This window comes from Streptomyces griseoloalbus (assembly GCA_014650015.1).
Classification (GTDB): Bacteria; Actinomycetota; Actinomycetes; order Streptomycetales; family Streptomycetaceae; genus Streptomyces; species Streptomyces griseoloalbus.
Genome location: BMUD01000001.1, coordinates 648,503 through 657,433, shown reverse-complemented (window position 1 = coordinate 657,433; position 8,931 = coordinate 648,503). Strand labels below are relative to the sequence as shown.

Below are 8,931 nucleotides of genomic sequence, written 5' to 3'. Positions count from 1 at the left end.
CAGCGCAACGCAGCGCCCTTGACGCGGTCCGCGCAAGCACGACACTGACAAAGAAGCGAGCGGCCCAACGGCCACCTCACTCACGAGCGTCCACGGCCGGCGCCCTCATCCGGCTCGCCACCCTGATTCCGCGTTCCCGGCCCGACCGCCCCGCACGGGCGGACCGGCAGACGGACCGGCAGACGGACCGGCAGACACCGGTAGGCGGACCGGCAGGCGGGCCGGCGCATCCGTGCCCGGGCGCGCCGGTCCGCCGGCTCGGTCACTTCTGCGGGCACTCCTTCCACGCCAGGTGGTAGATCGTGCTGATGTCACCGTCCGTGGAGTCCATCGTCATGAAGCTGACCTGCCCGGGGGACGTGGTCCCCGCGTTCACGCGCAGCTCCGTGTTGATGTTGAAGTTGCGCTGGACTCCGCAGGGCGCGTACACCAGTTGGGCCCAGTCGGTGGTGTCCGTGGCCTGCCAGTTGTCGTCGTAGGGGCCGGCGAACGCGTGGCTGCGGTACTCCGTGTTCGGCGAGCCCTGGAAGTAGTACGACGCCCGCTGCGTACTGCTCGCGCCGGGCTGGAGCGAGGCGAAGCCCCGGTAGTCCGCGCCGGCCACGGCGTAGGTGAAGCCTTGCGGGACATGGACCAGCAGGCTGAGCTGGCAGTTCTTGCGGTAGGCGGTGGGGGCGGAGTCCCCGCCCGCCTGGGCGAGGTAGTCGCTGTACGTCACGGTGAACGCGGTGTTGTCCGCGGAGACGGCGACCGCGGCACTGCCCTGGGGGCATCCCGAACCGTTCACTGTGGCGACATCGATGACGATCTTGTCCGGGGGCGGGTCGTCGAAACCGGACGACGGGTTGTGCGCGGGTAACGCGGCGGTGAGGAGCGCGGCCGCCGCCGCGCTCAGGAGCAGGCCACCAGCCATGATTCTCCATCCTTCGGTGGGGGGTGAAGCCTCGGTTCCTTGCCTTGATTGAAGCTTCATGTACATGACAGACATGCGCACGCACGCACCCCCGACCCCGCGAGGGAGGAATGAAGATGCGGTGAAGGCCGGGAGCGCTCGCATCGTATGGAAGCGGCGGGACCGTCGGACAGAGTCAACTCCGGCCATTCGCTTCCGTCACGCCACAACAGGAGAAAAGGGGCGTACCGGGACCCTCGTGTGAACGACGTGGTGCCGGTTCATGGACAATGGCCCACCAGCACCCCTTGTGGCACCCCAACAGGAGGCGCTCCCTTGGAGCTCAGCAGGCGTACCTTCACCGCCCTGGCCGGCACGGCGGCGCTCGGTCTCGCGCTCGCCGGCAGCGGCGGGACGGCGACCGGCACGCACGGGCCGCGCAGCGTGCCGACGGGCCCGCCGCCCCCTCCGCCGAGCGCGGACGGCAGACGGCACCGGATCGGCTTCGACCGGTACTCGCTGCTGGTGGACGGCCACCGCCTGGTGCTGTGGTCCGGCGAGGTCCACCCCTTCCGGCTGCCGAGCCCGTCCCTGTGGCGGGACGTGCTGCAGAAGCTGCGCGCCCACGGACACAACGCGGTCAGCGTCCCCGTCCCGTGGAACTACCACTCCCCCGCGCCCGGTGAGTACGACTTCACCGGGGTGCGGGACCTGCATCTGTTCCTGAGCATGGCCGCCGAGGAACGGCTGTACGTCATCCTGCGACCGGGGCCGTACATCGGTGCCGATGTCGATGCCGGCGGTCTCCCCGGATGGCTGACAGCCGTCGAGGGCACCGCGCGGACCGCCGATCCCACGTATCTGCGGCACGTCGACGAGTGGCTCGACGCGGTCAACGCCATCGCCGTCCGGCATCTGTTCACGGCGGGCGGCGGCACCGTGCTGCTGTACCAGTTCGAGGACGGGTCGGAGATCCCCGCCGACGACCCGGCCGGGCGCGCCTACCTGGACCACCTGTACGCGAAGGTGCGCGCCGACCGCATCGACGTACCGCTCTTCCACGCGGACGGGTACCTCGGCGAGCGCCGGGCCGCTCCGCGCTCGCCCGGGTTCCGGGCGGGGGCGGCCGGCGGGGCGGCCGACGCGTGGGGCGGGGTGGCGTCCGGGGGCAAGGGGTACGCCGAGGTGCGCCGGACTCACGGGGCCGCGCGCGAGCGGCGCGACCACCTGACCGGCCTCGCCGACGGGGCCACCGTGCACAACGTCCGCATGGTGTTCGGCGGGACCTCGTGGGGCTGGCTGCCCGCGCCGGGTGTCTACACCTCGTACGACCACGGGGCCGCGATCGACGAAGGCCGCCGGCCGACGCCGCAGCTGGCCCCGCTCCAGCAGTTCGGGCACCTGGTGCGGACCGTGCCCGACCTCGCGCGGCTGGACGCGGCGGGTGGGGTGCGGGCGGAGGACGAGCGGCTGGAGGTGCGCCGCCTGGCCAATCCCGACACCGGCGCCCAGGTGTACGTCGTGCGCAACGACTCCGCCGAACAGGTCACCTCGTTGCTCCCGGACACCGGCATCGACGTGCCGGTCACCGTGGGACCCCACGACGCCAAACTGCTCGCCGCCGGGCTGGAACTGGGCCGGCGGAAGCTGGCGTTCACCACCGCGCAGCCCATGCTGAGCACGACCGTCGGCCGGCAGGACGTCGCCGTGTTCGCGGGCCGGGCCGGTGAGACCGCGCAGGTCGCGCTGGACTGCGAGACCCAGCCGGTCACCAACCGGCTGGACGACGAGCCCGCGTGGTCCTACGACCGGGGCAGGCTGAACATCGTCGTGCCGCTCGGCCCGGGCGGGCTGAGCCGGGTGCTGATCGAGGGCGGGGACACCGACACGCCCATGGTGCTGCTGTTCGCCGACGACGCGACCGCGCTGCGCCTGTGGCCGTACGAGACCCCGTCGGGCCCGCTGCTGGTCTACGGCCCGGCGCTGCTGCGCTCGGCCACCCTGCGCGGCGCCACCGTCCATCTCGTCGGCGACGTCGTCGGCGAGACCGGCCTGGAGGTGTGGGCGCCGCGCGGGATCACCGGCGTGACCTGGAACGGGCAGCCGGTGCGCACCCGGCTCAGCCGGGCAGGGAGCCTGGTGATGGAAGGGCTGATGCCGGGCGCGCCCGCGGTGCCGCTGCCCGCGCCGGCCGGCTGGCGGCGACGGGACGAGAACCCGGAGTCCGAACCGGACTTCGACGACTCGGCGTGGACGGCCGCCGACCGCACGTCCTCCCACAGCACCACCCCCGTGCCCGAGGACGGCCCGGTCCTGTTCGCGGACGACTACGGCTTCCACTACGGCGACGTCTGGTACCGGGGACGGTTCGAGGACGCGCGCGGCATCGAGTCCGTGTCGCTGTCCTACAGCACCGGTACGCAGGGGCTGCTGATGGCCTGGCTGGACGGGCGGCCCCTCGGGACCCACCGCATGCCGGTGCCGGACGAGGACACCGCGGACAAGGGCACCTGGACGGCGACGGCCGCCTTCGACGTGCCGAAGACGCTGCGCGAGCGGGGGCCGCACGTGCTGTCCGTGCTCGTGCGGCCGATGCAGCACGACGGGGACGAGCGGGTGCGGGGCACGGCGCAGGACACGCACAAGGCCGCGCGCGGGCTCGTGTCCGTCGGCTTCGAGGGCGGCTCCCGGAGTGTCGACTGGCGGATCCAGGGGGCCGCGGCCCCGGACCGGGTCCGCGGGCCGCTGAACAACGGCGGGCTGTACGGGGAGCGGGAGGGCTGGCACCTGCCGGGGCACGACGACCGGGAGTGGCGGGCCGTGGACCTTCCGCGCGGCGACCGGCGGCAGGGCGTGGCCTGGTACCGGACGGAGTTCCGGCCGGCCATCGCCGCGGACCTGGACGCGTCGGTCGGGCTCACGCTGGAGGACGACCCGGAGCGCGCCTACCGCGTCCAGATCTTCCTCAACGGCTGGAATCTGGGCCAGTACATCAACGACGTCGGCCCGCAGCACACCTTCGTCCTGCCGAACGGGATTCTGCGCACACGGGGGGCCAACACACTCGCCCTGGCGGTGCTGTCCGACGGGACCACACCCGCGGGCCCGCGCGATGTACGGCTGACGCTGCTGGGGGCGGCGCGGGGAGGACTTCCGGTGGAGGCGGTGGACTCACCGGGAAGGTGAGTCCACCGCCTCCGGGCGGGGTTCACGCCAGCCGGATCACGTTCCAGGACAGCGGCTCCAGTACGGCGGAGAGGCGGCCGTCGTCGAGGGTCGTGCCCTCGGCCGGGTGCGGGGTGACCCGCTCGGGCTCGGCGAGGGTGTTGCGGGCGTCGGGGTCGTCGTCCGAGAGGACGCTGTGCTCCACGACCGAGTCCAGACCGAGGCCGCCGAGGGCGACTTCGAGGGGCAGCGACTCGGTGCGGCCGCGGTTGACCGCGAACACGGTGACCGTGCCGTCCGCGGCACGTACGGCGGTGGCGTGCAGCAGGTCGGTCTCGCCGTACTTCTTCGTCTCGTACGTCGGCGAGTCCACGCGGACGTCGAGCACCTCGCCCCGGCCGTACCGGGAGGCCTGGGCGAACGGGAAGAACGTGGTCTGCCGCCAGGCCGGGCCGCCCGGCTCGGTCATGATCGGGGCGATCACGTTGACCAGCTGCGCGAGGCAGGCGACGGTGACGCGGTCGGCGTGCCGCAGCAGCGCGATCAGGAGCGAACCGAAGACCACGGCGTCGGTGACGCTGTAGTTGTCCTCCAGCAGGCGGGGCGCCTCCGGCCAGTCCAGCGCGCTGACCTGGGCCTCGGTCCGGGACAGGTACCAGACGTTCCACTCGTCGAAGGAGAGGTTGATCTTCTTCTTGGACTTGAGGCGGGCGCCGATGTGGTCGCAGGTGACGATCACGTTCTCGATGAACGACTCCATGTCCACGGCCGACGCGAGGAAGGAGTCGACGTCGCCGTCGAGCGGCTCGTAGTAGGCGTGCAGGGAGATGTAGTCGACCAGGTCGTACGTCTCCTTGAGGACCGTCGCCTCCCACTCGGCGAAGGTCTCCATGGCCTGGCTGGACGAACCGCAGGCGACGAGCTCGACGCCCGGGTCGATCTGGCGCATGGCGCGGGCCGTCTCGGCGGCGACCCGGCCGTACTCCTCGGCCGTCTTGTGGCCGGTCTGCCAGGGGCCGTCCATCTCGTTGCCGAGGCACCACATGCGGATGCCGAACGGGTCCTTGTCGCCGTGCTCGACGCGCAGGTCGGAGAGGGCCGTGCCGGAGGGGTGGTTGGAGTACTCCTGGAGTTCCAGTGCCTCGGCGACGCCACGGGTGCCGAGGTTGACGGCCATCATGGGCTCGGCCTGGGGGCCGATCTTCTTGAGGAAGGCGATGTACTCGGAGAGGCCGAAACGGTTGGTCTCCGTGGAGCGCCAGGCGAGGTCCAGGCGGCGGGGGCGGTCCTCGACCGGGCCGACGGAGTCCTCCCACTTGTAGCCGGAGACGAAGTTGCCGCCGGGGTAGCGGATGGTGGTGACGCCGAGCTCCCGGACCAGGTCCAGGACGTCCTGGCGGAGGCCGGCCGCGTCGGCGGTGGGGTGGCCGGGTTCGAAGATGCCGGTGTAGACGCAGCGGCCGAGGTGTTCCACGAAGGAGCCGAAGAGGCGGGGGTTGACGTCGCCGACGGTGAAGGCGGGGTCGAGGGTGAAGCGGGCGGTTCGCATGTGCGCCTTTCGGATCAGGGGGTTCACGGTGCGGTGCGGCTGCGGGTCGTGGGCGGCGGTCACTGGCCGGCCAGACCGGTGTGGGCGACACCCGCCACGATCTGCCGCTGGAAGAAGACGAAGACGATGATCAGCGGCAGGCCCGCCATGAGGCCGCCGGCCATGAGCTGGGCCCACTGGATGCCGTAGGAGTTCATGACGGTCGCGATGCCGTTCGGCATGGTCATCAGGTCGGGGTTGTTGGTGACCATGTAGGGCCACAGGAAGTTGTTCCAGGAGCTGATGAAGGTGAAGATGCCGACCGCGGCGAGCGAGGGGCGCGACAGCGGCAGGATGACCGTGAAGAAGACGCGCCAGCGGCCGGCGCCGTCGATGAAGGCGGCCTCCTCCAGTTCGCGCGGGATGCCCTGGAAGAACTTGTAGAGGATGTAGACCATCGCGGCGGGCGCGCACTGCGGCAGGATCAGGCCCCAGTAGGTCTCGACCATCCCCATCTGCTGGACGGTCGTGAACAGCGGGACGCCGAGGACCGCCGGGGAGATCATGAGGCCGGCCATCACCACGCCCATCAGGGCGGCCTTGCCGCGGAACTCGGTGCGGGCGAAACCGTATCCGGCCAGGGCGCTCACCAGCAGGACGACGGTGGTGACGCAGACGGAGACGACGAGGGAGTTCACGAACCAGTTGGTGATGTTGCCGGTCTCGAACATCGCCGACCACGCCTGGCCGGTCCAGTCCTCGGGCAGCCAGTGCGGGGGTACCTCGACGGCCTCCGTCTCCGACTTCAGGGAGGTGAACAGGGCCCAGGCCAGCGGCGACACGATCACCACGGCGACGGCGGTGCCGAGGAGGGTGAGCACGATCTGGCTCGGCGTCCAGCTCCGGCGGGGCTTGGTCCGTATCGGTGCTGCGGCGGTGGTCATCGGCCGCCCTCCTCACGGTTGCGCAGCAGCCACATCCGTCCGAGGGCGACGGCCGCGATGAGCACGAAGAAGATGATGGAGATCGCGGAGGCGTAGCCCACGCGGTAGGCGGTGAAGCCCTCTTCGAGGGTGAACTGCACGAAGGTGCGGGTGGAGTCCTCGGGGCCGGGGCCGAAGTCCATCATGACGACGGCCTGGTCGAAGACCTGGAGCGAGGCGAGGATCTGCAGGGCGATCACCAGGCCGGTGATGTTGCGCAGCATCGGCAGGGTGATGTGGACCATCCGGTGCCAGGCGTTCGCGCCGTCCAGCTTGGCCGCCTCGTACAGGTGGGCGGGAATGCCCTGGAGGGCGGCGAGGTAGAGCAGGAAGCTGAAGCCGACCGTCCACCACAGGGTGCAGATGACGACGGCGAGCATGGCGTACGACGTGTCGGACAACCACGGGGTCTCGATGCCGAAGACGTGGTTGACCATGCCGGTGCCGGGGTTGAACAGCCACTGCCAGAGGTTGCCGGCGACGGTGGACGGCAGCAGGAACGGCAGGAAGAAGCACAACCGCCACAGCCACTTGCCGCGTTCGATGTGGTGGGCCAGCATCGCCAGCCCGAACGCCAGGACGGTGATGCAGGGCACGACCAGCAGCGTGAACCAGGCGCTGTGGCCGAGGGAGTCCCACATCAGGTCGTCCCCGAGGGCCTCGCGGTAGTTGTCGAGGCCGACGAAGTTCGCGTCGTCGCCGGAGATGTTGGCGTCGGTGAGGCTGAGCCAGAGGCCCCGCAGCAGCGGCCAGACCACGAACAGGGCGAACAGCGCCAGGAACGGGGCGACGAACCATCCGCCGTGCTGCAAGCCCTGGCGGCGGCGGACGGTGGCGGTGCCGACGGCGGCCCTCGCGGGCGCCGGGGCGACGACGGTCTCGGCACTGGCGGTCGTCATGCGGCCGCACCTCCCTCGGCGGCGGTCCTGCCGTCCATCGGGTTCTTCATGGTGAGCAGCTGGGTGAGGACACCCCTCATGCGGCCGGCCGCGGCCTCCGGCTTGGCGGAACCCGCGGTGGAGGCCATCACGACGGGTCCGACGCGCTGGGCGAGCAGACCGGTGGAGCCCGCGAACCACACCTTCGGCTCGGTGGCCTGGTGGTCCATCGCGGAGACGTACTCGCTCTGCGGCTGAAGCCTCTTGTACGCGGCCGAGGTCAGGGTCGGCGTGTAGGCGGGGATGTGTCCGCCGCCCGCCCACTGGCGGGCGTGCCGCACGACGTAGGCGGCGAGCCGGTGGGCGGCGTCGGCGGTGGCGCCGCCGCGGCCGGACTGGTGCGGCAGCACGAAGGCGTGGGACTCGGCGTGGGTGGCCGGCCTGCCGAAGACGGGTGGCAGCGGGACGGCGCCGTAGTCGAGCTTCGCGGTGTCGAAGACCGGCACCGACCAGTTTCCCTCCAGGGTGAACGGGGCGCCGTTGACGAACTGTTCGGCGTCGGCGGCGCCGGGAAGGGTGTAGCCGTCGGTGATGTGCCGGCGCAGGAACTCCAGGACCTCGGTGGCCTTGTCGGTGTCGAAGGTGACCTCGGTGTTGCCCGCGTCGAACCAGGTGCCGCCGAGCTGGGTGTAGAAGGCGACGAACATCCACCACTGGATGTTGAGGTCGTTGACGTGCAGGCCGAGCGTCTGCAGTCCGCCGCGGGTGGCCTTCTTCGCCTGCTTCAGCACGTCGAACCACTCCTCGGCCGACGTCACCGGCACCATCCGGCCGTCGTCCCCGAGCAGGCCCGCCTTCTTCAGCACGTCCCGGCGGTAGAAGCAGAGCTGTACGTGGATGTCGAGGGGCAGGGCGTACAGCTTGCCGTCGACGACGGCGCGCTTCCACAGGTCGGGGTTGAAGTCTCTCTCGTGCACGCCGTACCGGGCGAGCAGGTTCACGTCCCAGGGGTCGAGGAGGCGGCCCGGGGAGAAGCCGGGGACCCGGCCGAGGTGCATGACGGCGAGGTCAGGCGCGCGGTTGCCCGCGGCGGCCATCGCGAGCTTGGTGTAGTAGGGGTTGCCCCACTGGAGGGTGGAGTCCTTCACGTCGATGCCGGGATGCTCCGCACGGAAGGAGTCCAGCATCGCGATCATGTTGTATCCGTCGCCGCCGCTGAAGAGGTTCCAGTAGCGCACCCGGGTGTCCGCTCCGGAGGCGAGCGCGTCGGCTCCCGTCCCGAGCGCCGCGAAGCCGAAGCTTCCGGCGACCGTCAACCCGCCGAGTCCGGTGAGAAGTTGCCTGCGATTCAGGCCAGGTCGTCCCATGCCCTGCCCCATCTGCTGGAGATAGATTGCCCGATGTTCGACATATCGAATAGCGCTCGTAACTTCGAACGGACCGTAGGTGTGAAGCGTCGGCACGTCAATGCTTCGGACAAGAACT

Annotated in this window: 6 protein-coding genes; 1 reads left to right on the top strand and 5 read right to left on the bottom strand. The window is 70.8% G+C overall.

Annotated features, from left to right (window positions below):
• Positions 1-262 precede the first annotated feature (262 nt).
• The gene (locus IE178_RS02860) at positions 263-913 is read right to left on the bottom strand and encodes a DUF4360 domain-containing protein (protein WP_184760783.1); all 651 of its coding nucleotides are present in this window, start codon (positions 911-913) and stop codon (positions 263-265) included.
• Positions 914-1,228: 315 nt separating this feature from the next.
• Here IE178_RS02860 and IE178_RS02855 point away from each other — a divergent pair, with 315 nt between their 5' ends.
• Positions 1,229-4,078, top strand: a complete 2,850-nt coding sequence (locus IE178_RS02855; RefSeq protein ID WP_193511163.1) for a glycoside hydrolase family 35 protein — start codon at positions 1,229-1,231, stop codon at positions 4,076-4,078.
• A 22-nt stretch (positions 4,079-4,100) separates the two neighbouring features.
• Here the strand turns inward: IE178_RS02855 and arfA are convergent, their stop codons facing one another.
• From arfA to IE178_RS02835, 4 genes are read right to left on the bottom strand one after another with little or no spacing between them, the layout of a single operon-like run.
• Entirely contained in the window at positions 4,101-5,606 is a 1,506-nt protein-coding gene (gene arfA, locus IE178_RS02850) for an arabinosylfuranosidase ArfA (protein ID WP_193511162.1), read from the bottom strand.
• Between the two features lie 59 nt (positions 5,607-5,665).
• A complete protein-coding gene (locus IE178_RS02845; RefSeq protein WP_193511161.1) occupies positions 5,666-6,529 on the bottom strand; it encodes a carbohydrate ABC transporter permease in 864 nt (287 codons plus the stop codon).
• Positions 6,526-7,467 (bottom strand): carbohydrate ABC transporter permease, encoded by a 942-nt coding sequence (locus IE178_RS02840; protein WP_193511160.1) that lies wholly within the window; start codon positions 7,465-7,467, stop codon positions 6,526-6,528. The genes IE178_RS02845 and IE178_RS02840 overlap by 4 nt, the downstream gene beginning before the upstream one ends.
• The gene (locus tag IE178_RS02835; RefSeq protein WP_193511159.1) at positions 7,464-8,813 is read right to left on the bottom strand and encodes an extracellular solute-binding protein; all 1,350 of its coding nucleotides are present in this window, start codon (positions 8,811-8,813) and stop codon (positions 7,464-7,466) included. The genes IE178_RS02840 and IE178_RS02835 overlap by 4 nt, the downstream gene beginning before the upstream one ends.
• Positions 8,814-8,931 lie beyond the last annotated feature (118 nt).